Raw genomic sequence first — 25,506 nt, 5'->3', positions numbered from 1 at the left:
TGCGGGGTGGGCGGGTGGGCGGGGGCGCGGCTGGGGGGGGGCGGCGGCCGTGGCCGCCCCCGCCCACGGCTTAGGGGGGTGGCCGCGGTCGCCTGGTGGGCGCCCCACCGTCTCGCGTGGAGAGAACAGCCCCCGGATCAGGTCGACGCGGACGGCCTCGACGCGCCACCGGCCAGGACCACCGCCACCGTGAGCAGCACCGCCCCGGCGACCCCGGCCAGGCCGAGACGGTCGTGCAGGAGGACCGCCGCCAGTACGGCACCGGTCAGCGGCTCCAGCAGCGCCAGCACCACCGCCGTGCTGGCACCGATGGTGCGCAGCCCTCGGAAGTACAGGGTGTACGCCAGCGCCGTCGGCACCGTCGCGAGCGCCACGAGAAGACCGACGGTGACCAGGTTCGGACGGAAGCCCATCCCGACCGTGGTCAACGCGAGCGGTGCCAGGATCAGCCCGCCGACGCCGAAGCCGAGCCCGATCGCCGCCTGCGCGGCCAGGCCGGAGACCGGCATCGCCCCGAGCCGGGTGACGGTGGCGAATCCGGCTGCGGCGACGAGCGCCAGGGCCATACTCGCCAACACGGCGGTCGTCGGGTGACCGCCAGCGGGGAGACCCACCAGCAGCACCAGCCCGGTGACGGCAAGACCGATGGCGCCGACCGTCCGGGCGCCAGCCCGCTGTCGGCTGGTCACCCAGTCGGCGCCGAGCACGAACACCGGGGAGGTGCCGATGGTGATGAGGGTCGCCAGCGAGACCGAGGTCAGCGCCACCGCACCGAAGTAGCACACCTGGTAGATGGCGAAGAGCAGGCCCAGCACCACGATCCGGGTCCAGGCCGTACGACCTCGGGGCAGTCCGCAGCCGGAGAGCAGCAGGACACCGACGAGTAACGCGCCACCGATCAGCAGGCGATAGGTGGCCACCGCCACCGGGGAGAGCCCGGCATGGCGACCGAGCAGGCTGCCGAGCAGCCCACCGGTCCCCCAGAGCACGCCGGCCAGGACAAGACAGAAAAGGTCGACGCCGTCGCGGTGACGGGCAGCCACCATCGGCGTACGGGAGACAAGCATGGATCAGCGCTCCTGCGACAGAAGTGGGACATGGTCGCGGAAGCGGGGCATACGAAACCGGCCCGGTACGGGCGGCGTCAGCTCAACAGGCTCGACGCGGAGAACGCACTGCCCCGCTCAGAAGCGCGGCGGCGGGGTGATCGGAGAACGTCGGTGCACGGGCGTCACTCTATCCGGCCCGGACCGTACCGATCCAGTGACGTGAGGGCCTATACCTGTCCCTACCCGTGGTGTTGTCCGGCGTTCTCCACCTGCCGGCACCCGTCAGCGCAGTCGGGCCACGTCGAGACGGCGCTGCATGCCGCTGAACGCGTCGAGCGGGTCGAGGTCGGCCCGGGGCAGGACGTACCGGGCGGTCAGGGTGTCGACGCCGGTTCCCCGGGCACCACTGGGCCGGTACGTGACGGTCGCGGCGCCCGCCGAGGCGACCTCGACGACACCGGCGCGCCAGGTTCCCGACCGGAAGATCCACACTGGATCCGTCGGCCGGTAACTGTCGGTAGGCACCACGTCGCGCGGATCGCGCTGGTTCGGATCAATGGTCGGTGCGGGCATCCCTGCCTAGCCTCCTGTCTTCGCGCGGCTCACCGGGTCGATCCGCTCGCTACCGGCCCGAATGCCGGTCACCCGGCACCTGATCCAGCACCGGCCGACCCGCCGTCCAATTACTAACCGTGAGTAACCGGGTACACCTACACAGGCGCTATCATGCTCGCTGTGCGATGCAGACGCAAGAGCAGATGCACGTGCAGATGACCATGCAATGCGGCCGGATGGGGACGCGGCTCCCATACCGGCAACCCTCGCCCAGGGACGGGATCCGGCGCCCGCCCGACCCGAACCCGGCCCGACCCGGCCGTTGAAAGAGACACCGATGAATCAGCCATACAACGGCATCCCGAGCACCGAGCTACCGCCCATCACGTGGCAGAAGAGTCGCCGCAGCAATCCGAGTGGAAACTGCGTCGAACTCGCGGAGCTTCCCGGCGGTGCGGGGATCGCGGTCCGCAACTCCAGGGACCCCGACGGCCCGGCGTTGATTTACACCGCCGCCGAAATCACCGCCTTCATACTCGGCGCACGCGACGGCGACTTCGACCACCTGATCGTCTGAGCGGCCACACGGGTCAGGTGGACCAACCAGCGTCCCCCAGGGCACCGACAAAATTCGAGACCTCCCGTTGATCCCGCACAGCACGCGGTCATGGCATGCTTACGCGGCAGCAAAGCCGGCCACCTCGGCCAGCTGGGAGCATCGGGAGGTCGGTGCGTGACGACTACTCGGCCCGACGGCGAAACCGCCACCGGTCCCACCGTGCTGCGCATGTTGCTCGGTGCCCAACTGCGCCGGCTACGCGAGGCGAACGGGGTCACCCGGGAAACCGCCGGCTGGGAGATTCGCGCCTCCGAGTCGAAAATCAGCCGAATGGAACTCGGTCGGGTCGGCTTCAAGGAACGCGATGTCGCCGATCTGCTCACCCTCTACGGCGTACATGACGACGACGAACGCACAGTGCTGCTCGGACTTGCCCGGGACGCCAACGAGCCCGGCTGGTGGCACCGGTACGGCGATGTGCTGCCGCAGTGGTTCCAGTCCTATCTCGGTCTGGAAGCCGCCTCGGCACTGATCCGCACGTACGAGGTGCAGTTCATTCCGGGACTGTTGCAGAGCCGGGACTACGCCCGGGCGGTCGTCCTCCTGGGCCACCGGAGCGCCTCCTCGGAGGAGGTCGAGCGCCGGGTCAACCTGCGGATGGCACGTCAGCAACTGCTCACCCGCCCCGAGCCACCGCAGCTCTGGGCCGTGGTGGACGAAGCGGCGCTGCGCCGACCCATCGGCGGCCCCGAGGTGATGTACGGCCAGATCACCTCCCTGATCGAGGCCACCAAGCTGCCGAACGTCCGCCTTCAGGTGATGCCGTTCGCCAGCGGCGGGCACGCCGCGGCCGGCGGCGCCTTCAGCATCCTGCGCTTCCCCGACCAGGATCTGCCCGACGTGGTCTACATCGAACAGCTCACCAGTGCGCTCTACCTGGACAAACGCGACGATGTCGACCACTACGCGGCGGCAATGGAACGCGTCTGTGTGGAGGCCGAACCACCGGCCCGTACCCCGGACATCCTGGCCCGCATCCTCGCCGACCTGGACGGCTGACACCTCCCGCGCGAGAGGGAGCCCTCGTGGACCTGCCCCCGTCTGCCGCCGGTCGGCCCGCGCTCGCCGCCTCCGACCTGCCTACGTCGATCCGTGAGCAGTTGCTGTCCCAGGTGGAGGGCGGGACCGACCCGGTGGCCGGATACCTGTATGACCCCACGGTGGCGATCGGGAGGGCCAGCGACCTACGTACCGCGCTGCCCGACTGGACCCGGATCTGCTACGCCGTGAAGGCCAACTCCTTCCCACCGCTGGTACGAGCACTCGCGCCGTACGTCGACGGCTTCGAGGTCGCCTCCGCCGCCGAGGCGACGCTCGCCCGAGCCGCCGGTGCACCCGCCGGCAGCCGCCCGACCGCCCACTCCGACAGCGGGTTGCTGGTCGCCGCCGGGCCGGCCAAGACCGAACGCCTGCTGCGCCACCTCGTCGAACTCGACGTCACCGTGGTCAACGTGGAAAGCGTGCTGGAACTGCACCGCGTCCAGGCGGTGGCCGACCGACTCGGCCGGCAGGTCGACGTGGCCCTGCGGGTCAACCCCGCGACCACCACCGTCAGCGGCGCCCTGACCATGGGCGGCGCTGCCACCCAGTTCGGCATTCCCGAAGCAGAGGTGCCGGACGCGCTACGGCTCGCCGCGACCCTGCCCCGACTGCGGGTGGTCGGCTTTCACGTACACGTGGTGGGGAACAACCTCGACGCCGCCACTCACGCCGCGTACGTCGCCTGGTGCCTGGAGTGGAGTCGGCGCACCGCCGCCGCGCACGGGCTCGACCTGCGCGTGGTCGACGTCGGCGGCGGGCTCGGGGTGCCGTTCGGCGGCGAGGAACCGTTCGACATCAAGGAGTTCGGCGCCCGGCTCGCCCGACTCACCCCGCCACCGGGCTGCCGGCTCCTCCTCGAACCGGGCCGCTACCTGGTCACCGACGCCGGCTGGTACGCCGCCGAGGTCGTCGACGTCAAGCGGGCGTACGGGACCTGGTTCGTGGTGCTGCGCGGCGGCATCAACCACTTCCAGTTGCCGACCTCGTGGCAGATCCCGCACCGGTTCGCCGTGCTGCCGGTCCCCGACTGGCCGCACCCCTACCCCCGCCCCGGGGTACGCGACCAACCGGTCACCGTGGTCGGCGAACTCTGCACCACCGAGGACACCCTCGCCCGGGACGTGACCGTCACCGCCGTACGCGCCGGTGACCTGGTCGTCTTCCCGATGGCCGGCTCGTACGGCTGGGAGTTCGCCATGCCCGCGTTCCTCTCCCATCCGCCGGCCACCCGGACCCTCGTGCACCACTGAGCCGGTCAGAGGCGTTCGAAGCCGCGCCGGCGTTCCCAGTCGGTGACGGCGCGGTCGAACTCGGCCAACTCGGCGCGGGCCGCCGCCGCGTAGTGGGTCACCACCTCGACGCCGAAGGCATCCCGGGCGATGGCACTCTCCTCCCAGAGCCGGACCGCCTCGGCCAGCGACCCGGGCAGACGGGGCAGGTCGAGAGCGAAGGCGTTGCCGACCTGGGCCGGCGGCAGCGGCAGCTCCCGCTCGATGCCGTACAGACCGGCCGCGACGATCGCCGCGACCACGGTGTACGGGTTCGCGTCGCCGCCAGCCACCCGATGCTCGATCCGCAACGACTCCCCGTCGCCGACCACCCGGATCGGGCAGGTCCGGTTGTCCCGCCCCCAGGCCACCCCGGTCGGGGCGAACGCGCCGGGGGCGAGCCGCTTGTACGAGTTGACGTTCGGCGCCTGGAGCAGGGTCAGTTCCCGCAGGCAGGCGAGTTGCCCGGCGACGAAGTGTGCCATCAGTGGTGACATGCCGGCCCGGTCACCGGTGCCGTCACCGGCGAAGACCGGGGTGCCGTCGGCGTGACGCAGGGACAGGTGCACGTGGCACGAGTTCCCCTCCCCCTCGTCGTACTTGGCCATGAAGGTGACCGCGAGCCCCTCCTGGGCGACGATCTGGCGTACCCCGGTCTTGTAGAGCGCGTGGTTGTCGCAGGTGGTGAGGGCGTCGGCGTATCGGAAGACGATCTCGTACTGTCCCGGGTGGACCTCGCCCCGGGCAGACTCCAGCCTCAGCCCGGCCTGCCGCATCTCGCGTCGGATCCGCCGAACCAGCGGGTCGATCTCGGTCACCCCGACGATGGAGTAGTCCACGTTGTGCCGGGTCGCGGTGCGCAGGCCACGAAAATCCCGGTCGTACGCCTCCTGGAAGCTCTCCCGGAACAGGATGAACTCCAACTCGGTGCCGGCGTACGCGACCAACCCCCGTTCGGCCAAGCGGTCGAGCTGGGTCTGCAGGACCTGCCGGGGCGCGAAGCCGACCGGCCGCCCGTCGGGCCACCGCGCGTCGGCGACGACCAGTGCCGTCCCCGGGTCCCAGGGCAGTTCGCGCAGCGTACGAAGGTCCGGGGTGAGGGTGAGGTCGCCGAAGCCGGCGGCCCACGGGTCGACGGCGTAACCCGGCCCGGTGTTCATCTCCACGTCGGCGGCGAGCAGGTAGACGCAGGCGGCGAAACCGTCGTCGAGCACCCGCTCGCAGAAGTGCTCACCGTCGAGCCGACTGCCCTGCAAACGCCCCTGAAGGTCCGGCACGGCGACGATGACGTTGTCGATCCGCCCGGCGGCGACCTCGGCCCGCAGCCGTTCGACCGGCAGCGGAAAGGGAGCCGCGCTCATCGGCCCGCTCCGCTCGACGCCGGCTGGTGCAACGGGTTCGCCACCGGTGGGGCGTCGATGTGGAAGGAGGCGTCGCGCTCGGCCCGGTCGTGGTAACCGTCGGGCAGCAGCCGTTCCCGGTTGAGGCAGACCCGGGGGAACTCGGGTGCCAGCAGATCGAACCGGGCGAACCGCTCCGCCAGTTCCGGGAATCGGGCCTGGTACGCCAGCACCTCGGCCCGTGCCAGCCGCCAGAACTCCTCCTCCGGCACGGCGAGCTGCTCCTCGCAGAGCGGGCCGAGATAGCGGAAGTGACACATCAGCAGCGACTTGAAGATCGAACCGGACAATTCCGCTGCCCCGAACCGCATCAGTACGCCCAACGCCGGCGCCGGCAGGTCCGCGTACTCGGGGAGGTCCTCGTCGAGCAGCTTCAGGTCGTCGACGAAGTCCTTCACCGCCAACCGGACCGGCACGTCGGCCGCGTCGTAGATCACGATCGCGTTCTCGCCGTGCGGGTTGAACGCGATGCCGTAACGACAGAGCAGGTGCAGCAGCGGCGGAAACACGGCCGCGAAGAGGGCGGCGAGCCACTCCCCCGGGGGTAGCCCGGAACGGCGCACCAACTCGGCCACGAACGCCCCACCGGCCGGGTCGACGTGCAGCAGCGCGGCCAGCGTACGGGCCCGCTCGCCGGGGTCGAGCCGCTGCGCGACCGGCTCCCGCCAGATCACCCCGAGCAGTTGCCGGTAGCGGTACGGTGCCTGCGGCAGGGCCTCGAACACCGGGTGCCGGACCGCCACCCCCGCCACCTCACCAGGAAGGACGACCCGGCACACGTCCCGCAGGAACGGATCCCGGTCCCGGATGCCGTGGACCCAGGCGGTGGTCTGCGGCGCGGCCTGGATCAGTTCGGTGGGGATACCCCGGTAGACCATGGTGTTGAGGATGGAGAGCGGCAACTTCACGTCGAACCGGTCCGGCCGGGACACGTTGCTGAACGTACGGATCGACTGCTGCGCGCGGTAGCGGTCCGGCGGCGGCACCAGTGGGAGGATCCGGCGCTGCGCCAGCTCGGCCGCGAAGAGCGGTACGACCACCTCGTCCCACTGCCAGCCGTGCACCGGCAGCCAGACGTACTCGCCCGGGTCCACCCCCTGGTCGGTGAGCAGATCGGTGAAACGCCGCCGAATCGGCTCGTCCAGTTCCCGCTTCCGCAGGGCGTCCTCGTCCAGACCGCCGCCGCCGTGGAAGCTGGCCAGGTCACGGTGCACGGCCATCCACTGCATCCGCTCCGCCGCCCGTGACTCGGGCAGATAGGGGCGGTTGGAGGCGGAGAGACCGACCCGCCCCTTGTTCGCGAAGATCCACGGATGTCCGGTCTGGTATCCCTCCAGCTCGATGTGGGACAGGTCGGCCAGTTCCGCGACCGACGCCCCCGTGGCGAGCAGCCACGCATCGGCGGTGAGGGTCGCGCCGAGTTCGGTGACGGTCAACGCGGTGACCGCCGGCTCCAGCTCCCACGCCTGGTGCAGGTCGAGCAGGAGCCGGTACGGATCGGCCGGCTCGGCCGCGCCGTCCGCGACCCGGGTGAGGGATCCGGGCTCGATCCGCCACGAGTCCATCACCACCGGCCGACCCCGGAACTCGTACCCGACTGCCGGTGTGACCGGCACCAGGTAACGGTCGGCGCCGAGCGGGGTGGGGGTCAGCGCCCGCTCGAAGGCGAGTTCGGCGACCATCTTCGCTGCCAGGGCTGCCCGGACTCGACCCCAGACCTCGGGGCGCAACCCCGGCGGCGTGGTCACCGCCATCTCAGTCTCCATCGGTTCGGGCGGCGTGCAGGGGATTGACCACGGTGCCGTACATGACGTCGAACTCGGCGTCGCGTTCGGCCCGGTCGTGGAAACCACCGCCGAGCAGTTGCTCACGGTTGAGCGCCACCCGCCCGAACTCCGGCCCGAGCAGGTCGAACCAGGCGAACCGGTCGGACAGCTCCGGGAACCGTCGGTGGTACGCCTCGATCGGTTCCCGGACCAGGAACCAGAACTCCCGCTCCGGCACGCCAAGGTGGCGCTCCACGATGTCGGTCAGGAAACGGAAGTGCCCGGCGCAGATCGCGGAGAGGATCGAGTGCGCGAGATCCCGGGCCGGCCAGCGGTGCAGCCGGTCGCGGGCCTCGGGCGGGATGCCGGCGTACTCCGGCAGGTCGAACGGGAGGAGCTCGACGTCGGCGCCGAAGTCCTTCAGGGCGATCCGGGTCGGCCGCTCGTCCGCGTCGCTGATCAGCACCACGTTCTCCCCGTGCGGCGTGAACGAGGCACCGTAGCGGTAGAGGTAGTGCAGCAGCGGCGGCAGCAGCGCGCCGAGGTACGCCCGCAGCCACTCCCGGGCCCGGAGACCGGACCGTGCGACCAGTTCGGCCACGACCGCCCGCCCGTCGCTCCCCTCCAGCAGCAGGGCGGCCATGGTCCGGGCCCGCTCCCCCGGCTCCAGGTGGCCGTGCACCGGTTCGCGCCAGATCGCGCCCAGCAGTTCCTGGTAGCGGTACGGCGCGTCGGGCAGGGCCTCGAACGTCGGATGCGGCACGGTCACCGAGGCGACCTCGCCGAGCATGATGACGCGGCACTCGTCACGCAGGAAGCCGTCGCCGTCGCGCAGCTCCCGCAGCCAGGTGGTGAGCCGGGGTGCGCAGGTGGTCTGCGCCTGTGACAGGCCACGCCAGACCAGGGTGTTGCGGATCATCAGCGACACCTTGACGTTGCGCCGCCGAGGCCGGTCCAGATTGGTCAGGGTGCGGATCGACTGCAACGGGCGGTAGCGGTCGACGCTCTCCCCGAGGTACACCAGGTTCCCCTGCGCGATCTGCGCGGCGAAGAGCGGCAGCACCACCTCGTCCCACTGGAACGGGTGCACCGGCAGCCAGACGTACGCCTCCGGGTCGCCACCCCGGTCCCGGACCCGCTCGGCGAAGCCGGCCCGGGTGACCGGGTCGAGTTCGTCGGCGAGCAGCGCCTTCAGATCCAGGCCGGGTACGGCGCTGAACCAGCCCAACTCCGGCGTCACCGCGACCCAGACCAGCCGGAAGTCGCCGGCCGCCTCCGGCGTGTAGCGGGCGGTGTCGGCCGAGGAGAAGCCGAGCCGGCCCTTGTTGACGAACATGCAGGGGTGGCCGGTCTGGTGCGCCTCCAGGTCCTCGTGGGACAGGTCGGCGAGCGCCGTGGCCGGGATCGCGCGGGCGTGCAGCCGAGCGTCGGCGGCGTGTGTGGCGGTGAGGTCGCGAACCAGGTCGGCGATGACCGACCGGGACAGGCCGAGGACGTCGGCGGCGTCGACCACGAACCGGGTCGGATCGGTGGCGGGTTGGTCCCGGTCGCCGACCCGGCGCAGCAGGCTCTCCGACCGGATCCGCCAGGCGCCGAACGTTCCCCGGTGCGCCTCGAAGGAGTAACTCACCCCCTGCGGCAGCGCGATCCGCCAACACCCCGGCGGGCCGTCGGGCTCGGGGGTCACCATCTCCTCGTACGCCATCTCGGCGACGGTGCGCGCCAGCAGCGTACGGCCGGCTGCGGTCCAGTGCGCCGGGGCGAGGTGGGGAGGCGGTGCGGTGGCCGGGTCGGCCGAGGGGCGGGGCGGCACGGCGCTCCTTCCTGGGGGTGGCGGGGTTCAGAACGGGGCGTCGGCGGCGAGCGCGTCGTCGGGTACGCCGAAGCCGGTGAACGCGGTGCGCTTCGGCAACCGGTATGCGATGCCGCCGGTGACCGCGTTCAGGATGGTGGCGCCGCGCCAGGCACCGAGGCCCAGGTCGGGCGTACCGACACCGTGGGTGTGCAGTTCGGCGTTCTGCACGAAGAGGGAACCGGTGACCTCCGGGGCGAGTTCGACCCGGTGGTCGGCGTCCACCCGGTAGCGCCCCCGTGCGTCCCAACGCACCAGTTCGGCCAGCGGGTCGAGCAGCGCCGGCCGCCGGGCCGCGTAACCGGTGGCGAGCACGACTCGGTCGGTGCGCAGGTCGAATTCGCTGCCCTGCCGGGTTTCCCGACAGGAGAGGCGGTAGCCGTCCCCGGTGGCACGGGCAGCCAGCACCGCCACGTTCGCGGTGAGGCTCGCCTCGGGTCGGCGACCGCCGACCGACCGCTCGTACAGCAGGGTCTGTATCTCGTCGATGGTCTCGGCGCTGATCGCCTTGTAGAGCTGCCACTGGTGCGGCAGCAGGGTGTCGCGGGTGGACTCGGCCAGGCCACGGAAGTACGCGGTGTAGTCGGGGGTGAAGTGTTCGAGACCGAGCTTCGAGTATTCCATCGGGGCGAACGCCGGGCTCCGGGTGAGCCAGCGCACCCGCCAACCCTGCTCGGGTGTGCGGCGCAGCAGGTCGAGGAAGACCTCGGCACCGGACTGCCCGGAACCGACCACGGTCACGTCCCGTGCCCCGGCCAACGTCGGCAGCCGGTCGAGGTAGTCGCCGGCATGGAAGACGTGCTCACCGACGAGGTGGGCCAGTGGTTCGGGCACGACGGGATCCGTGCCCACCCCGAGCACCACGTGTCGGGCCCGCACGCGGGTGGCCGCACCCGTTGCCGGCTCGGTCACCTCGACCAGGAACCGGCCGCTCCCGGCCGACCAGCGCAGCCCATCGACCCGGGCGCCGAACCGACACGAGGGGAGCGAGTCGGCGACCCACCGGCAGTAGTGGTCGTACTCCCGGCGGGGCACGTGGAACCGTTCGGCGAAGTAGAACGGGAAGAGCCGGTCCTGTTCGCGTAGGTAGGACAGGAAAGACCAGCGGCTGGTCGGGTCGACCAGGGTGACCAGGTCGGCGAGGAACGGGACCTGCAACCTGGCCCCCTCCAACAGCAGGCCGGGGTGCCAGGCGAAGTCGGGGCGGGCGTCGAGGAAGAGCGTACGGAGACCGGTGAGTGGCTCGGCCAGGGCGGCTAGTCCGAGGTTGAACGGGCCCAGACCGATGCCGACCAGGTCGTAGTCGGTCTCGTCCGAGCTGGCGTCGGTGACGGGTTCCGGTGCGGTGGGACTGGTCAACGGGGCGCCTCCTCCGATATGTCGCCGCCCCTCGGCCCGGGGACGGCGGCCGACACCACCGTCTGCTCGGCGGCGCCGGCCCGGACCACCAGGTCCAGCAGCGCGTCCACGTCGGCCGGGGTGGCGTGCGGGTTGAGCAGGGTGAGTTTGAGCCACACCGCGTTGCCGAGTTCGGTCCGACCGACCACCGCCGTGCCCTCGACGAGCAGGCGACGGCGCAGTTCGGCGTTGACTCGACTGCTGACGGGTCCGGCACGGTAACGGAAGACCACGGTGCTGAGCACCGGCTCGGCGGCCAGTTCGAGGTGGGGATCGGCCCGGATCCGGGCTGCGGCGTGCCGGGCCAGTTCGTGGACGTGGTCGACCAGTACACCCAGCCCGACCCGGCCGAGCGCCTGGAAGGTGACGGCCAGTTTGAAAGCGTCCACCCGGCGGGTGGTGCGCAGCGAATGGCCGAGCAGGCTCGGGTAACCGGCCGCCTCGTCGTCGGCCGGGTTGAGGTAGGCAACCCGCTGGGACAGCGGTGCGAGCGTGGCCGCGTCGGCAGTCAGGAAGACTCCGGCCGCGATCGGTTGCCAGCCGAGCTTGTGCAGGTCGAGGGCGATCGAGTCGGCGCGGTGCAGCCCGTCGAGCAGGCCGGCGAGCCGGTCGGAGAAGAGCGCCCCTCCCCCGTACGCGGCATCGACGTGCAGCCAGCACCGGTGCCGGGCGGCAACATCGGCGATCGGGTGCAGCGGGTCGATGCTGCCGAAGTCGGTGGTGCCAGCGGTCGCCACGACTGCCGCCGGTACGCCACCGGCGCGTACGGTGGCGGCCATCCGCTCGGCCAGCGCGACCGGGTCCATGGTGTACGTGTGGTCGACCGGGACCGGGACCACCGCCTCCTCGCCGAGTCCGAGCAGGGCGGCGTTGCGCCGGACTGAGAAGTGCGCGACCTCGCCGCAGAAGTAGCGCAGTCGCGAACCGACCGATCCGATCCCGACGGTGGCTGCCGGTGCTCCGGTCGTGGCGAGTACGGCGGCGTCGCGGGCGAGCAGGAGGCCCATCAGGTTCGACTCCGTCCCGCCGGAGGTGAGTACGCCGGCCGAGACGTCCGGCCGGTAGCCGACCAGTCCGGCCAGGACCGCGATGACCTGGGGCTCGACTGCGGTCGCCGAGGGCCCCTGGTCCCACGAGTCGAGCGACGGGTTCAGCGCGGCGGCGACCACCTCGGCGGCGACCGCCACAGCCAGTGGTGGACAGTGCAGGTGCCCGGCACAGTGCGGGTCGGCCGGGTCGGCGGTGCCGGCGGCGAGTCCGGTGGCGAGCGCGGCGAGGGCGGCCCGCGCCCCGGTGCCCTGTTCGGGCAGGAGTCCCGGTCCGAACGTAGCGGCGACGGCGGAGGCCAGCTCGGTCGGCGTACCTGCGGGGAGCGGACCGCCGCGCCGGCGTGCGCCGAGGCGCAGCGCTTCCAGCGCCACGTCGATCAGGGGACCCAACGCCGCCGGGCCGGCGACCCCACCGGCGAGAGCGGTGTCGAGCGGATCGGTGACGGTCATGCGGGCGTTCCCGGGTAGGCCCGCTGGGCGGCCTGGACCGCGTCGGCGAGCCGGGCCAGCACCGCGTCGACCTGCGCGTCGGTGATGACCAGTGGTGGAAGTAGCCGTACCACCGCGTCGCGCCGTCCACCGAGTTCGACGATCAACCCACGGGCCAGGCATTCGCCGCGGATCAGGCGGGCGAGTTCGGGGGCGGCGGGACGGGCGCCGATCGGGTTCGCCGGCCCGTCCGGCTCGACGATCTCCAGCCCGATCATCAGGCCCCGGCCGCGTACGTCGCCGATGGCGGTCTGTTGACCCTGGAGCAGTCGCAGCTCGCGCAGCATCCGTTCACCGACCAGGGCGGCTCGCTCGACCAGGCCGTTCTCGCGGATGTGGCGCATCGTCGCGGTACCGGCCACCATGGCGAGCTGGTTGCCACGGAAGGTGCCGGTGTGCGCGCCGGGCCGCCAGGTGTCGAGCTCCTCCCGGTAGGCGATCACGGCCAAGGGCAGGCTTCCTCCGATCGCCTTGGACATCACCAGGACGTCCGGCACCACACCGGAATGTTCGACCGCCCAGAACGCCCCGGTCCGGCCGACCCCGGTCTGCACCTCGTCGACGATGAGCGGGATGCCGTGCAGCGCGGTGAGCCGGCGCATCTCGCGCAACCAACCGTCCGGTGCGGGTACGGTGCCGCCTTCGCCCTGTACCGCTTCGAGAATCATCGCGGCCGGTGGTACGACTCCCGAGTGCGAGTCGGTGAGCATCGTCTCCGCGTACCGGGCGGCGATCTCGGCGGCCATGCCGCCGCCGACGCCGAACGGGCACCGGTAGTCGTACGGGAAGGGAAGTCGCGTGACCTCGAACGCGGCCGGCGGCAGCGGCGCCTTGATCGCGACGTTGGCGCTGACCGCGAGGGCCCCTGCGGTCATTCCGTGGTACCCGCCGGTGAAGGCGAGTACGCCGGTTCGCCCGGTCGCGGTCTGGGTGAGTTTGAGCGCGGCCTCGACCGCGTCGGTGCCGGCCGGTCCGCAGAAGTGCAGCCGCCAGCCGTCCGGTCCGCCGGGCAACGTGGCGAGCAGTGTGGTGGTGAACTCGTCCTTCTCGAAGGTGCCCAGGTCCAACACGTGCAGCGGCGCGCCGGAGTCGAGCACCCGGCGGATCTGGTCGATCACGACCGGGTGGTTGTGACCCAACGCCAGCGTGCCGGCGCCGGAAAGGCAGTCGAGGTAACGCCGGCCGTCCGCGCCTTCGACGACCATCCCGTGTGCGCGTACCGGCAGGATCGGCAGGGATCGGGCGTAGGTACGCGCGCCCGACTCCCGCTCCGCCTGGCGTTCGAGCAGGTCGGCGATGGCTTGATCAATGGGTGCGGATGACGGGAGTTGCGAGACGACCACAAAGCCTCCAAAGGTTAGCCTCACCTAACTACCACAGATCGGTAGGCGCAAGCACCCTGGACGGGAGTTTCTCGGTTTATGCCCGCAACACCGGCGAACCGTCCACATCGTTCACCCGCTCACCGCAGGCCCCCGAGAGTCTCCACGGCCGCGTCGCCGGCCCCCTGCGGCAGACACCCGCCGTACGGCACCCGGCGTCGCAGCGTCGACCGACCACCCGTACGTCACCCGATGATCCTGGCACGCCGTACGGCGCGATTCCAGCCGGATCCGGCCTCTCTCCGGCCACCCAGTTCGACACTCGAAACTGTACCGACGCTCCGTCAAATTGCGAATACGTTGCGAAATCGCCGACGATAGGACAAACTCGGTGGGACACAATGCACTCACCAAATCAATTGGCGATGGGGGCACCACGATGGTCAAACAAGTGATCACCCTACTCACCGACGACCTGGACGGCGGCAAGGCCGACCGCACCGTCGAGTTCGGTATCGATGGAGTCAACTACACCATTGACCTGTCCGAGAAGAACGCCGGCAAGCTACGCAAGGCACTGGACGGTTACATCACCGCCGGAAACCGGATCGGCCGCACCACTCCCGAGGTGCGTGGCGCCGCCGGGCGCGGCGTGGCGCGAGGCGCGAGCCGGACCGATCGGGACCAGAACCGCGCCATCCGGGAATGGGCCACCAAGAACGGCTACGACGTTTCCGAGCGGGGCCGGATACCCGCCTCGGTGGTGCGGGCGTACCGAGGCGAATAACTCGGTACGGGCTGGCCCCCGGCCGTTCCGGCCCGGGCGGCACCGTGGCGGCGACAGCCAACCCGTCACCGCCACGGATCGAATCACGTCACATCCGCGGTGCTCGGTCAGCCACAGCGTGCGGGACCGACGCACAGAGTGGAGAGTTCTCGCAGAGAATGGTGACGGTCAGGCCATACGTGGCGGACGGCACCGACACAGTTCTACCGGACCCGCCCCCTGCACGCCGTTTCCCTCCCGCATGGATTTCGTCTCAGTGGCGAGACCCGGGTGACGTCGGTTTCCCTGGCAGCCGCCCCTGCCCATGACGACATCGTCGATGTTGGTCGCACAGTTCTCCGGTTTCGGGGCACCCTCAACCGCGAGCATGAAGTCCCAATTGGGCAGATTTCCGCGAAAGATCCCTATGTGGGCACCTACCTGGGCGGCGCCACTCCGGGTGTCGCCACCCGCACCGACACGGCGCGGAACAGCCGGACGCGCAAGATTCGCTCAAAACTGTGACACGGGGCTTCCAGCGGCGACCCGGACGATCCACCCTGATGGAGATCGGGCCACATCAGCCGGGAGCACATCGATGGCGGAGACAGCAGAGTTCACGACCGCGAGTCCAACGGAGAATCTCAGACTGCCGTGGCTTGACTGGCCGGTCCTGGCCGAGGCACTGGAGATCGCCGCACTGGTCCGTTGCACCCCGGTCGCCGCGGCACCGACAGACCACCGCCGCGACACACACGGCGTACACGGCGTGCTGGTGGCCGAGTTCAACCAGCAGATGGCCGCGGACCGACTGGCCTACCTGCTCGAACGGCTCAAGCTGACGGTGGTCCCGGAGACGACCGTCGCCGGACTGCGCCGACGCTACCAACTTCACCGCCTGTACGTCCCGGCGTACCAACGTCCCGCGTACGGGGCGTTGATGACGGCGGCCTGGAATCAGGGCCGCTCCGCGATCCTCGACCCGACGGCCACTGGCGGGTCGAGCGCCCGGCAACTGTGGCGGCCCCGGCTGGCCGAGGCGCTCTGGCGCTCGGTCCTCACCGCCGCCGGTCGACACCTGCACAAGAACATCCTCGGCGTACGGGTGGCCGATCCCGATTTCGCGGCAATGCTCATCCGCGGTGCCCAACTGCTCGACGCCCGGGCCGCCCTGCGGCGCCGCTCCGGTTGCTTCCTGGTGAGCGTGCCCGTCGGACCGGACGCCCAGCGGTTGCTCACCGCAGTCCGCTCGGCGGACCAGTTCGACGTCGCGGTGTAGGGCGGGACCGGGTGTAGCGGGCTCTGGCGGGGGTGACCGTTCGGTCGGTATGCACGACCGAACCAGGTGGGCCAGACTTGCCGCGGCGCCCCTACTTCCGCCGGAGAACACGACCCTTGGCCCTCATCCCGCCGCCCCTGGTCGGGTCACCACGCTTGACCCGCCGGGTCACCCTCGCGCTCTGCGTGGCCGTCCCGATGGTGCTGACCAGCGCGTGCGCCGATCGCCCGGCGGAGCCGATCCGGATCCGGATCGCCACCGGCAGCCCGACCGCCGTCTACTACGCGTTCGGCCGGTCGCTCGTAAAGATCATCAATCGGGAGATTCCGGGCGTACGGGCGAGCGTGGCGATCACCGCCGCGTCGGCGGAGAACGTCGCCCTGGTCTCGCAGGGCAGCGCCGAACTCGGCTTCACCCAGGCGGACACACTGCCGAGCACCTCCGGTGGCGACCCCGCCGTACTCGGAGTAGCCCGGATCTACGACGACCTGCTCCATCTGGTGGTGCGCGACGACGGACCGATCCACCGGCTGGAGGACCTGCGTGGCAGGAAGGTCTCGGTGGGCGCGACCGGTTCCGGTACCGAGATCACCGCCAGCCGCCTGCTCGACGTCGCCGGTCTCACCCCCGGCTCGGTGGACACCCGACGCCTCGGGCTGGACTCCTCTGTGGCCGCACTACGCAGAGGTGAGATCGACGGCTTCCTCTTCTCCGGCGGACTGCCGGTGCAGGCGGTCGCCGAGTTCGTCCAGCACACCCCCACCCGGATCATCGATCTCGGCGAGTGGACCGAACCGATGCGGCAGCGGTACAGCCAGGTGTACGTCAGCCGCGACATTCCGACCTCGGTGTACGGGCTCGCCCCGGTCACCACCGTCGCCGATCCCAACTACCTGATCGTCTCGGCGAAACTGCCCCGGTCCCTGGTGTACGAATTGACCCGGCTGCTGATGGAGCGGCGGATGGAACTGGGCCAGGCCCATCCGGCTGCCGGGCGGATGAGCCCGCAGTCGGCGATCGCCACCGCCCCGCTGCCGTTGCACGCCGGTGCCGCCGACTACTACCGCGCCAGCAAGCCCTGACCGGCTCGACCAGCCCACCGCCTCGGCCGTCGGCCGCCAGCCACATGCCCCGGTGTTGCGACGACGCGTGCGGTCCGAAGTAGAGCCGCAACACGGGGGCGGCCCGCTCCACCGTGAACCCGGCGCGCAGGGCGTCACGTTCGTTCAGGCGCTCCCCGTCTCCTGAGCGACCGGACGATCGTCGTCACCCCCGGGGCACTACGGCGACTCGTCCGGCGCCCGGAACCAGAGCGCCGCGTCAAGACCCCGGGGAATCGCCTGCCGCATGGTCAGCCGTCCGCCGGAGACGTCCACCAGCACCGCGACGATGGTCAGGCCCAGACCCGCGCCGGAGATGTTCTGCGCGTCCGCCGCCCGCCAGAACCGTTCCGTGGCGTGACGGAGCTGCGCCGAGGTCATGCCCCGCCCGTTGTCCCGGACGTGGATCGCGACCCCGCCGTCGAGCCGGTAGACCGACACGTCGATCTTCCCGCCCTCGTCGGTGAACTTCACCGCGTTGTCGATCAGTGCGTCGAGCGACTGGTCGACGGCGGTGGGCGCGCTGCTCACGTACGCCGGGATCGCCGGTGTGCTGAAGTTGAGCTGGATGGACCGGCGTCGCGCCAAGGGCTGCCAGGCACGTACCCGGGAGATCGCCACCGCGGCGGCGTCGACCACCACCATCTTGTCCGCGCCCCGCTCGGCCCGGGCCAGGGTGAGTAACCCGTCGAGCACCTGGGCGAGCCGGTCGCTCTCCTCCAGCGCGAGCCTGTGCTCGGTCCGGCCGTCCTCGTCGCTGACGCTCGGCCCGAGTTCCTCGACTCGCAGCCGCAGCGCGGTGAGCGGGTTACGCAACTGGTGACTGGCGTGGGCGACAAATGCCCGTTGCCGTTCCATCGCGTCGGAGAGCGCGTCCGCCATGTCGTTGAAACTCGCCGCGAGCCGGCGCAACTCGGGCGGGCCGAACCGGTGCGGGGCGCGGGCGGACCGATCCCCGGCCGCGATCTCGTGGGTCACCGCGTCGAGCACGGTGACCGGCCGCAGCACCCATCCGGCCAGCCGGAACGCGGTGAGAACACAGGCGAGTACGGCAAGCATGCCGATCACGGCGAGCGCCACCCACCAGGAGAGAGTGGTACGGCCGATCCGGGTCGTCGGCGACGAGATGATCACGGAACCGAGCACTTCGCCGTTCTCGCTCACCGGCACCGAGACGACCAGCGGCTCCGTGTTCCAGGGCAGGACCAGCCCCGGCGCGGCGGACTGCTGTCCGGCGAGCGAGGCGCGGGTGGCGGACTCCACCAACGCCGGGTCGGGACGGTACCGGGGAGTACGGATCACGACCGTACGGTCCCGGTCGACCAGCGCGGCGTCCAGCCCGTACAACTCGGCGTAGCGGTCCAGTTCCGCGCTCACCGGCCCGGTCGCCCCGACGCGCAGGGCTGGACCGGAGAGCGAGGAGAACCGGGTCGCGTCGGCGAGCCGATCGGCCCTGACCCGGCCGGTCTCGGCGGTAGCCAGGGTGAAGGCGAGCGGAATCTCCAGCGCGGCCAGCACCAGGACCATCAGCAGCAGGTAGCTGAGCACAAGACGTCGACGCACGGCGGTTCCCCGGTTACCCGACCCGGAGCCGGTAGCCGACCCCCCGGACGGTCTCCACCAGGCCCGGGTCACCGAGCTTGGCCCGCAGCGACCCGACGTGCACCTCGACCGTGTGCCGACCGGTCCAGGTGGTCTGCCAGACGTCGAGCAGGATCCGGTCCCGAGGCACCACCAGTCCGGGCTGGCGGGCCAGCGACATCAGGATGTCGAACTCCTTACGGGTCAGCGCGATCGCCGCCCCGTCGACCTCGGCCGAGCGGGCGGTCACGTCGATCCTGATCCGGCCGGCCTCGATGACCGTACGCGGTGCCGTGGCGTGTGCGCCCCGGCGCAGTACCGCTTCGATCCGGGCGTGCAGTTCCGCCATCGAGAACGGCTTGACCACGTAGTCGTCGGCGCCGACCCGCAGCCCGAGCACCCGATCGCGTTCCTCGCCACGTGCGGTCACCGCGATGATCCCGATCTGGGCGCTGCGCTGGCGCAACGTCCGGCACACCTCGACCCCGTCGCCGTCGGGCAGGGTGAGGTCGAGCAAGACCAGGTCGCAGGGGGCGGCGGCGAGCGCCGCCGCGGCGGTGGACGCCTGTTCGATGTCGAAGCCACGACGGGTGAGCGCAGAGGCCATCGCCGCCGCGACCCGACTGTCGTCCTCGACCAGCAGGATGCGCAACCCGCCCTCCCCTCCCCCAACTGTCCGCTATTGTGCCTGCCCGGCCGCGGACGGCCAGCCGTCCGGGTCGTGGTCCCGAACCCCGCCACCCATCGCCCTCGTCGATCGGTCCGGCCGACCATCGACCGGCCCGGCCGTGCGCAGGCGGTGGCGGTGGCGGTCACCCGAGTGCCGCCGGCGCCGATAAACCCGAACCGGCGGGGTATGGGTCACCGGTGACGACACCGCGGCGGGCCTGGTGACCGGCGCCGTTCCCGGCTGGGCCTGGATGGCACTGACCGTCATCATCGCGGCCATGCTCGCGGTCGACCTGCTCCTGCACCGGGACAACCACGTGGTCGGACTACGTGAGGCGGGAATCTGGAGCGGAATCTGGATCACCGCCGGGCTCGCGTTCGGTGTACTGCTCTGGGGGTGGCAGGGGTCGACCGCCGGTACCGCGTACTACGCCAGCTACCTGATCGAGAAGACGCTCTCCATCGACAACGTCTTCGTGTTCGCCCTGATCTTCACCTACTTCGCCGTACCGGCGTCGTACCAGCACAAGGTCCTGTTCTGGGGAGTCGTCGGCGCGCTCGGCTTCCGGTTGGTGTTCATCTTCGCCGGGGCGGAACTGCTGCGTACGTTCTTCTGGACCGCGTACATCTTCGGTGCGTTCCTGATCTACACCGGATACCAGATGGCGTTCCGCCATGACCGGAAGGTGCAGCCGGAACGAAATCCGGTGGTCCGTCTGATCCGCTGGATCCTGCCGACCGACGCCCACTACCACGACGGCAGGTTCATCACCCGGAAGAACGGAAAACTGCGGGTCACCCTCCTCTTCGTGGTCCTGGTCTCGATCGAGGCGAGCGACCTCATCTTCGCGGTCGACTCGATCGCCGCCATCCTGGCCATCACCACCGACACGTTCGTCCTCTGGTCGGCGAACGCGTTTGCCATCCTCGGCTTGCGGAGTCTGTACTTTCTCCTCGCCGGCCTGCTCCGCCGGTTCAAACACCTGCACTACGGCCTGGCCGTGCTGCTCGTCTTCGCCGGGGTGAAACTCATCCTGGCCGAGACCAAGGTCGGTAAGCTGCCCATCCCCCTGACGCTGGGCGTGATCGTGGGGACCATCGCCGGCTCGATCGTCTGGAGCCTGCTGTCCAGCCGGCGGGCCGCCCGGCCGTTGCCCGGTTCCGCTGGGCGGGACGGACATCCCTGAGCCGGACGGTACCGACCGGTATAGAGGAAGATCACATGCCTGGGCCGGCGGTCTGGGCGGAAAAACGCTGGCAGCATGGTCAACAAGTCGGATCGAGGGAGAGAACCATGGCCGAAGAGGCAGCGACCGGACAGCCGCCGGTGGGCAGCGCGCAGATCGGCGTCACCGGTCTCGGTGTGATGGGCCGCAACCTGGCCCGCAACCTGGCTCGCCACGGCTACCCGGTGGCCGTACACAACCGCTCCGCCGACCGGACGCGGAGCCTGATCGCCGAGCACGGGGACGAGGGCGAGTTCATCCCGAGCGAGTCGATGTCGGACTTCGTGGCATCGCTGGCCCGTCCCCGGGCGGTCATCATCATGGTGAAGGCCGGCGGCCCCACCGACGCGGTGATCGAGGAGCTGATCCCGCTGCTCGACAAGGACGACATCATCATCGACTGCGGCAACGCCCACTTCGCCGACACCCGGCGGCGTGAGGAGACGCTGCGGGCCCATGGGCTGCACTTCGTCGGCACCGGCGTCTCCGGTGGCGAGGAGGGCGCACTGCTCGGCCCGAGCATCATGCCCGGCGGTTCGGTCGAGGCGTACGCGAAGCTCGGACCGATCTTCGAGTCGATCGCCGCGCAGGTGGACGGCGCCCCGTGTTGTACGCACGTCGGCCCGGACGGCGCCGGACACTTCGTGAAGATGGTGCACAACGGCATCGAGTACGCCGACATGCAGCTCATCGCGGAGGCGTACGACCTGCTCCGGGAAGGGCTGGACGCCTCCCCGGGCGAACTGGCCGAGGTCTTCCGCACCTGGAACGAGGGCGACCTGGAGTCGTTCCTGATCGAGATCACCGCCGACGTGCTCGGGCAGACCGACGCCCGCACCGGCAAGCCCTTCGTCGACGTGGTGCTCGACCAGGCCGAGCAGAAGGGCACCGGCCGCTGGACCGTACAGAGCGCACTCGACCTCGGGGTGCCGATCACGGGCATCGCCGAGGCGACCTTCGCCCGTTCGCTCTCCGGGCACGCCGACCAGCGGGCCGCTGCCCGTGAACTCTTCGCCGACGCCGGGGGCAAGGCGAGCGTGCCGGACCGGGACGCCTTCGTCGACGACGTCCGCAAGGCGCTCTACGCCTCGAAGGTGGTCGCGTACGCGCAGGGCTTCGACCACATCCAGGCCGGCAGCGAAGAGTACGGCTGGGACATCGACCGGGGCGAGATGGCCACCATCTGGCGGGGCGGCTGCATCATCCGGGCCCGGTTCCTGAACCGGATCCGGGAGGCGTACGACGCCGACCCGCAACTGCCGAGTCTGCTGGTGGCGCCGTACTTCGCGAAGATCGTCTCGGAGAGCATCGAGAGTTGGCGGCGAGTGGTGCGGTACGCCACCGAGGTCGGCATCCCGACCCCGGCCTTCTCGTCCTCGTTGGCGTACTTCGACGGGCTGCGCCGGGGGCGGTTGCCCGCCGCGCTGATCCAGGGGCTGCGGGACAACTTCGGCGCGCACACGTACCAGCGGGTCGACGCCGAGGGCAGCTTCCACGTGCAGTGGGCCGGCGACCGTACCGAATCCCCGGCCTGACCGGATGCGACACCGCCGGCGACGGATGCGACGTCGCCGGCGGTGCGCGGCCCCGGCCCAGGGTCGTTCGCCCATTACTCGTATCCGATACGCCCGCGCGGTAACGGTCAGCGGAAACGGCGACGCAGGCTGCGACGGTTCAGACCCGGCGCGGTGGTCTCCAGCCGGCGCCGAAGCTGGTCCCACTCGCGCCGCCGCTCGTCGGTGACGTCGCGTACCGTGACCGCGACTCCTGGCGGCCCGGGTTCGGCGCCCAGCGGCCGGCAGTCGACCTCGACCACCACCCGGCTGCCGTCGGCGCGACGCAGGGTCCACTGCACACCCAGCCCGGGCGGGTCGACCGCCGCACGCACCGCGCGCAGTGTCCGCTCCACCTGCTCGTGGTCGTCGGGATGGACGATGTCGCGCCAGGTGGCGAAGACCCGCGACTCGATGCCGAGGATCCGCCAGATCGCCGGGTTGGCGTAACCCACCCGGTCGTCGTCTCCGACGATCAGGACACCGTCGGTCGTGCTGCCGGCGGTGAGGTCCAGATAGTGCTCCCGGTCCCGACGGTTGGCCGCACCGGTCACCTCGATCCGGTACAGCGCGAGCGTGGCCTGACCCGCGGCGACCTCGATGACGTCCCGGGAGGCGACCAGGACATCCCGGTCGGCCGCCACCAGCAGGGCGGCGTCGGCCCCTCCGACCACCGGCTCGGCCCCGGGCGCCAACGACGCCACGATGGTGGCCGGCAGGCCACCCAGCGGCTCGATCAGCACCGAGGGCAGCAACCGCGTCTCGACCAGCAGGCTGCGTCGCCGAGAGCCTTCGGTCGGCAGCGGGTGGTCCAGCTCGACCCGGGGTGACCAGGCGAAGTCGAGATCGCCTGCCCGAGGGCCCGGCCGATAGAGAGCGAACACGATCCGGTGCGGTGTCCCGTCGGGCATCACCTGGGTGACCAGCGCCCGCAGTGCCTCGCCGACCTGCGCGCTGCCGGTCGCGGCAACCAGACTGGTACACGTCTCCCGCAGGTGCCGCTCCCGTCGCAGCGCCTGCCGATGCTTGTTGCGGGCGTCGACGACGCGAACCACCACCAGCGTGGTGGTGAAGCCGGCGACCACGGCGATCATCACGCCGTGCACCACCACGCCGGCGGCGGCCTCGATCAGCAGCACCACCGGGGCGGCGAGACTGGTCAGGGCGACCAGCCCGACCCGCGTCGCCGCCGTCTCCTCGGACGCCGGCTCCGCCCGCTCGGTCAGGCGGGTCATCGACGGTTGCAGCGCGGCCGCGCCCCAGCTCAGGTAGAAGACGAGGTAGCCCAACTCGGCCGGGCCACCCGGGTACCAACCCGGGCCGACCCGGGCGATGGCGTACGCGATGTCGGCCGTGAGCAGCCCCGCGACACCAACGGTCAACAGCAGGACCGAGGCGTTACGTGGCGCGGCGACGGCCAGCCACAACATCACCACCAGCGCCAGCAGGTCGCCGAGGATGTGACTGGCCAACAGGCACTGTTCGACCGGAGAGAGCCCGGAACCGGGCAGCGCCGGGGCTACCAGCTGGGTCCAGCCGACGAGACCGAGGGCGAGCACCACCGCGAGCAGGTCGGTCAGGCCGGACCGGTCCCGCAGGACCGCGCTACGACGGGTGAGCTGGACCAGGCCGGCGGCGAGCAGCGGGAAGTTGCCGACGTAGAACCATTCGGCGACCAGGCCGGCGTCACGGCCCACCCCCGCCGACACGACCGCGTACGTCACGTCTCCAGCGGCCAGAACGGCCAGTCCCGCCCCGAACAGCAGCCAGGGTGCGGGACGCGCGGGTCGGTGCCGTCGGAGGCCGTACCCGACGGCGGCCGTGCTGGCGGCACCGATCATCCCCCAGAGGACCGGCGCCGCAGAGGGGAACACGAGGACTCCGAATCCGAGGGCGGCGGTCAGCGCGACAAAGCCGATCGTGCGGCGCTCCGCCAACCGGATTCCTCCCACCCGCGCAGCCGGGCAGCCGTCGACGTTCGGTGCCCGGGTGCACCGGCCTCGACAGCGGGCCTCCGCGTACGCATCCGTTTCCCGCAGCGACGACTATGCCGCACCGGAGGGGTCGGCGGGAGGAACGCGCCGGAACGGATTCCCGGCACCCTTTGTCGCCTGTGGAGAGTGTCCGGGCGCTACCTGCGGCGTTGCCTCGGACACAGAGGTGTCGATGATCCGTCACATATCCTTTAGTAATTGATCCAACACGGATTGTAGTATTCACGCACAGTTGTTTCTCGCTCCTGACGCACCAGCCGTCATCGGCCCGGATCAGCCGGACGGCAGAGGCACAGAGGCGCCACTCCCCGAGGGCAATGCCGTGAACACGAAAAACTCCCGGTCAAGCAGTCGCCGGGGAACCGACGCCACTCCTCCGCCGCTCACACCGATCAGAGTCAGCTCCGGCCGGCACCCGTTCGAGCTGACGTTCCTCCTCGGCGGGCTCGTCTGCGGGATCATGATGATCCTGCTCGACGCCCTTCCCCGTTCACTCGTCCTCGCCATGCCGGCCACCGTCGAGTGGAGCTGGGAGACCGGCCTGATCGTCGCCGGCCTTGTCGGCCTGGCCGGCGTCGGCTGGCCGGGGCAGCTCTCCACCGGCCTGGGGCTCGAACTCGGCGCGGTGCTCCTGCTCGGCGCCAACACCGCGATGTACGCCATCGCCCTGTTCAGCATGAGCGGCATGGCCGCTCTCACCGCCGGCACGTTCATCGGCGCCGTCTCGATCGGGTCGAGCTGGAGGTGCGCACAGATCATCGGCGACCTCCGCCGGTTGGCTCGCGCCAGCCTGGCGAACGCGCCGACCCGAGCAGGCACGCCATGACCGGCCCGACCACGCCGCCCAGCGGGCCGGCGTGGGTCCAGATTCTATTGACCACGGTCGGCTTGGTGGGCGCCACCGGGGGCGTGGCCGCGGTCGCCACCATCGCCCTGCGGCGGCGCCGATTCCGGACGGACGCCGCGGAGATGCTGACCGACACCGCGCTCACCATCGTGGGACCACTGCGGGGCCGGGTGACGGAGCTGGAGTTGGAGACCGCGGAGTTCCGCGGCCGGGCGTTGGCGGCGGAGCGCGAGATCAGCGAGCTGCGGCTGCATCACCGCAACCTGAGCGCCCTGCTGCGGCGATGGCGAGCCGCGATCATGGCGCCGGACGCCACCATCGGCACCATCCGCGACCACGTCCGGGCCGTACGGTCGGTGCGTCCGGACGAGTACCGGCCACGGTCGACCCCTGACGCCTGATCCACCGGCCGGGCGGAGACGGCGGGCCAATCCACCAGCCACCGGACCGACGCGGTCGCGCACCACTCCGTGCGCCCCCGGCCACCGAAACCCGGCGACCTCCACTGTGGTCGATCTTTGCCCACGCGGGCCCCGAGCGACGCCCGCGAGTGCCCCACCGACGCCATCAGGTCCACAAAGGACGATCAAGAGTTCGACATCGGCGCAGCTCAGCGATGCGCAGTCAACATTGAGCGACAAAAATCACAGGCTGTTATCGATCAAGTTCACCAGGTAATGTGC

At 70.8% G+C, this 25,506-nt stretch carries 22 protein-coding genes; 11 read left to right on the top strand and 11 right to left on the bottom strand.

The genetic code is table 11. The features are described from left to right. Nucleotides 1–137: 137 nt before the first annotated feature. Both ACIBF5_RS22430 and ACIBF5_RS22425 read right to left on the bottom strand, forming a co-directional pair. Entirely contained in the window at nucleotides 138–1,067 is a 930-nt protein-coding gene (locus ACIBF5_RS22430; RefSeq protein WP_396814602.1) for a DMT family transporter, read from the bottom strand. A 264-nt stretch (nucleotides 1,068–1,331) separates the two neighbouring features. Further along, complete coding sequence (locus ACIBF5_RS22425) at nucleotides 1,332–1,622, bottom strand: hypothetical protein (RefSeq protein ID WP_121160438.1); 291 nt, start codon at nucleotides 1,620–1,622, stop codon at nucleotides 1,332–1,334. Nucleotides 1,623–1,941: 319 nt separating this feature from the next. Between ACIBF5_RS22425 and ACIBF5_RS22420 the strand changes: the two genes are divergently transcribed. The 3 genes from ACIBF5_RS22420 to ACIBF5_RS22410 all read left to right on the top strand — a co-directional run bounded on the left by ACIBF5_RS22420 (nucleotide 1,942) and on the right by ACIBF5_RS22410 (nucleotide 4,514). After that, complete coding sequence (locus ACIBF5_RS22420) at nucleotides 1,942–2,181, top strand: DUF397 domain-containing protein (protein ID WP_396814600.1); 240 nt, start codon at nucleotides 1,942–1,944, stop codon at nucleotides 2,179–2,181. A gap of 210 nt (nucleotides 2,182–2,391) precedes the next feature. After that, complete coding sequence (locus tag ACIBF5_RS22415; protein WP_396814616.1) at nucleotides 2,392–3,222, top strand: helix-turn-helix domain-containing protein; 831 nt, start codon at nucleotides 2,392–2,394, stop codon at nucleotides 3,220–3,222. A gap of 26 nt (nucleotides 3,223–3,248) precedes the next feature. Beyond that, complete coding sequence (locus ACIBF5_RS22410; protein WP_396814598.1) at nucleotides 3,249–4,514, top strand: alanine racemase; 1,266 nt, start codon at nucleotides 3,249–3,251, stop codon at nucleotides 4,512–4,514. A gap of 5 nt (nucleotides 4,515–4,519) precedes the next feature. On the opposite strand, the gene ACIBF5_RS22405 is transcribed toward ACIBF5_RS22410, so the two are convergent. The 6 genes from ACIBF5_RS22405 to ACIBF5_RS22380 are packed head-to-tail and all read right to left on the bottom strand — an operon-like array spanning nucleotide 4,520 to nucleotide 13,829. Then, nucleotides 4,520–5,893: a glutamine synthetase family protein gene (locus ACIBF5_RS22405; RefSeq protein ID WP_396814596.1), complete on the bottom strand. Its 1,374-nt coding sequence runs from the start codon at nucleotides 5,891–5,893 to the stop codon at nucleotides 4,520–4,522. Next, nucleotides 5,890–7,686 carry an IucA/IucC family protein gene (locus ACIBF5_RS22400; RefSeq protein ID WP_396814594.1) on the bottom strand — a complete coding sequence of 599 codons (1,797 nt, stop codon included), beginning with the start codon at nucleotides 7,684–7,686 and terminating at the stop codon, nucleotides 5,890–5,892. The genes ACIBF5_RS22405 and ACIBF5_RS22400 overlap by 4 nt, the downstream gene beginning before the upstream one ends. Nucleotide 7,687: 1 nt before the next feature. Further along, nucleotides 7,688–9,511, bottom strand: coding sequence for an IucA/IucC family protein (locus tag ACIBF5_RS22395; RefSeq protein ID WP_396814593.1), 1,824 nt, complete (start codon nucleotides 9,509–9,511; stop codon nucleotides 7,688–7,690). A 27-nt stretch (nucleotides 9,512–9,538) separates the two neighbouring features. After that, the gene (locus tag ACIBF5_RS22390; RefSeq protein WP_396814591.1) at nucleotides 9,539–10,909 is read right to left on the bottom strand and encodes a lysine N(6)-hydroxylase/L-ornithine N(5)-oxygenase family protein; all 1,371 of its coding nucleotides are present in this window, start codon (nucleotides 10,907–10,909) and stop codon (nucleotides 9,539–9,541) included. After that, entirely contained in the window at nucleotides 10,906–12,447 is a 1,542-nt protein-coding gene (locus tag ACIBF5_RS22385) for a pyridoxal phosphate-dependent decarboxylase family protein (protein ID WP_396814589.1), read from the bottom strand. The genes ACIBF5_RS22390 and ACIBF5_RS22385 overlap by 4 nt, the downstream gene beginning before the upstream one ends. Then, nucleotides 12,444–13,829 carry a diaminobutyrate--2-oxoglutarate transaminase family protein gene (locus ACIBF5_RS22380; protein ID WP_396814587.1) on the bottom strand — a complete coding sequence of 462 codons (1,386 nt, stop codon included), beginning with the start codon at nucleotides 13,827–13,829 and terminating at the stop codon, nucleotides 12,444–12,446. Before ACIBF5_RS22380 ends, ACIBF5_RS22385 begins: the two co-directional genes overlap by 4 nt. A gap of 418 nt (nucleotides 13,830–14,247) precedes the next feature. Between ACIBF5_RS22380 and ACIBF5_RS22375 the strand changes: the two genes are divergently transcribed. The 4 genes from ACIBF5_RS22375 to ACIBF5_RS22360 all read left to right on the top strand — a co-directional run bounded on the left by ACIBF5_RS22375 (nucleotide 14,248) and on the right by ACIBF5_RS22360 (nucleotide 16,935). Next, nucleotides 14,248–14,595, top strand: coding sequence for an Lsr2 family protein (locus ACIBF5_RS22375; protein ID WP_396814585.1), 348 nt, complete (start codon nucleotides 14,248–14,250; stop codon nucleotides 14,593–14,595). A gap of 270 nt (nucleotides 14,596–14,865) precedes the next feature. Further along, a complete protein-coding gene (locus tag ACIBF5_RS22370; protein ID WP_396814583.1) occupies nucleotides 14,866–15,099 on the top strand; it encodes a hypothetical protein in 234 nt (77 codons plus the stop codon). A 73-nt stretch (nucleotides 15,100–15,172) separates the two neighbouring features. Beyond that, nucleotides 15,173–15,853 carry a hypothetical protein gene (locus tag ACIBF5_RS22365; protein WP_396814581.1) on the top strand — a complete coding sequence of 227 codons (681 nt, stop codon included), beginning with the start codon at nucleotides 15,173–15,175 and terminating at the stop codon, nucleotides 15,851–15,853. A 137-nt stretch (nucleotides 15,854–15,990) separates the two neighbouring features. Next, entirely contained in the window at nucleotides 15,991–16,935 is a 945-nt protein-coding gene (locus ACIBF5_RS22360; protein WP_396814614.1) for a TAXI family TRAP transporter solute-binding subunit, read from the top strand. Nucleotides 16,936–17,133: 198 nt separating this feature from the next. Here ACIBF5_RS22360 and ACIBF5_RS22355 read toward each other — a convergent pair whose 3' ends face one another. Then, complete coding sequence (locus ACIBF5_RS22355; protein WP_396814579.1) at nucleotides 17,134–18,516, bottom strand: sensor histidine kinase; 1,383 nt, start codon at nucleotides 18,514–18,516, stop codon at nucleotides 17,134–17,136. A 13-nt stretch (nucleotides 18,517–18,529) separates the two neighbouring features. After that, entirely contained in the window at nucleotides 18,530–19,186 is a 657-nt protein-coding gene (locus ACIBF5_RS22350) for a response regulator transcription factor (RefSeq protein ID WP_396814577.1), read from the bottom strand. 268 nt (nucleotides 19,187–19,454) lie between these two features. Between ACIBF5_RS22350 and ACIBF5_RS22345 the strand changes: the two genes are divergently transcribed. Together ACIBF5_RS22345 and gndA are read left to right on the top strand one after the other, a co-directional pair. Continuing rightward, entirely contained in the window at nucleotides 19,455–20,390 is a 936-nt protein-coding gene (locus ACIBF5_RS22345; protein ID WP_396814612.1) for a TerC family protein, read from the top strand. A gap of 107 nt (nucleotides 20,391–20,497) precedes the next feature. Continuing rightward, nucleotides 20,498–21,964 (top strand): NADP-dependent phosphogluconate dehydrogenase, encoded by a 1,467-nt coding sequence (gene gndA, locus ACIBF5_RS22340; protein WP_396814575.1) that lies wholly within the window; start codon nucleotides 20,498–20,500, stop codon nucleotides 21,962–21,964. 107 nt (nucleotides 21,965–22,071) lie between these two features. On the opposite strand, the gene ACIBF5_RS22335 is transcribed toward gndA, so the two are convergent. Beyond that, nucleotides 22,072–23,919 (bottom strand): PAS domain-containing protein, encoded by a 1,848-nt coding sequence (locus tag ACIBF5_RS22335; protein WP_396814573.1) that lies wholly within the window; start codon nucleotides 23,917–23,919, stop codon nucleotides 22,072–22,074. A 379-nt stretch (nucleotides 23,920–24,298) separates the two neighbouring features. Between ACIBF5_RS22335 and ACIBF5_RS22330 the strand changes: the two genes are divergently transcribed. Together ACIBF5_RS22330 and ACIBF5_RS22325 are read left to right on the top strand one after the other, a co-directional pair. Beyond that, a complete protein-coding gene (locus ACIBF5_RS22330; protein ID WP_396814571.1) occupies nucleotides 24,299–24,802 on the top strand; it encodes a hypothetical protein in 504 nt (167 codons plus the stop codon). Then, nucleotides 24,799–25,224: a hypothetical protein gene (locus ACIBF5_RS22325; RefSeq protein WP_396814569.1), complete on the top strand. Its 426-nt coding sequence runs from the start codon at nucleotides 24,799–24,801 to the stop codon at nucleotides 25,222–25,224. The genes ACIBF5_RS22330 and ACIBF5_RS22325 overlap by 4 nt, the downstream gene beginning before the upstream one ends. The last annotated feature ends 282 nt before the right edge of the window (nucleotides 25,225–25,506 follow it).

Source organism: Micromonospora sp. NPDC050417 (assembly GCF_044458865.1).
GTDB lineage: Bacteria > Actinomycetota > Actinomycetes > Mycobacteriales > Micromonosporaceae > Micromonospora_G.
This window is presented reverse-complemented; position numbering and strand designations above follow the sequence as displayed.

Coding starts and splice junctions, on each gene's coding strand:
- ACIBF5_RS22430 (WP_396814602.1), bottom strand. CDS start 1,067: ATGCTTGTCTCCCGTACGCCGATGGTGGCTGCCCGTCACCGCGACGGC.
- ACIBF5_RS22425 (WP_121160438.1), bottom strand. CDS start 1,622: ATGCCCGCACCGACCATTGATCCGAACCAGCGCGATCCGCGCGACGTG.
- ACIBF5_RS22420 (WP_396814600.1), top strand. CDS start 1,942: ATGAATCAGCCATACAACGGCATCCCGAGCACCGAGCTACCGCCCATC.
- ACIBF5_RS22415 (WP_396814616.1), top strand. CDS start 2,392: ATGTTGCTCGGTGCCCAACTGCGCCGGCTACGCGAGGCGAACGGGGTC.
- ACIBF5_RS22405 (WP_396814596.1), bottom strand. CDS start 5,893: ATGAGCGCGGCTCCCTTTCCGCTGCCGGTCGAACGGCTGCGGGCCGAG.
- ACIBF5_RS22400 (WP_396814594.1), bottom strand. CDS start 7,686: ATGGCGGTGACCACGCCGCCGGGGTTGCGCCCCGAGGTCTGGGGTCGA.
- ACIBF5_RS22385 (WP_396814589.1), bottom strand. CDS start 12,447: ATGACCGTCACCGATCCGCTCGACACCGCTCTCGCCGGTGGGGTCGCC.
- ACIBF5_RS22375 (WP_396814585.1), top strand. CDS start 14,248: ATGGTCAAACAAGTGATCACCCTACTCACCGACGACCTGGACGGCGGC.
- ACIBF5_RS22365 (WP_396814581.1), top strand. CDS start 15,173: ATGGCGGAGACAGCAGAGTTCACGACCGCGAGTCCAACGGAGAATCTC.
- ACIBF5_RS22345 (WP_396814612.1), top strand. CDS start 19,455: ATGGCACTGACCGTCATCATCGCGGCCATGCTCGCGGTCGACCTGCTC.
- gndA (WP_396814575.1), top strand. CDS start 20,498: ATGGCCGAAGAGGCAGCGACCGGACAGCCGCCGGTGGGCAGCGCGCAG.
- ACIBF5_RS22325 (WP_396814569.1), top strand. CDS start 24,799: ATGACCGGCCCGACCACGCCGCCCAGCGGGCCGGCGTGGGTCCAGATT.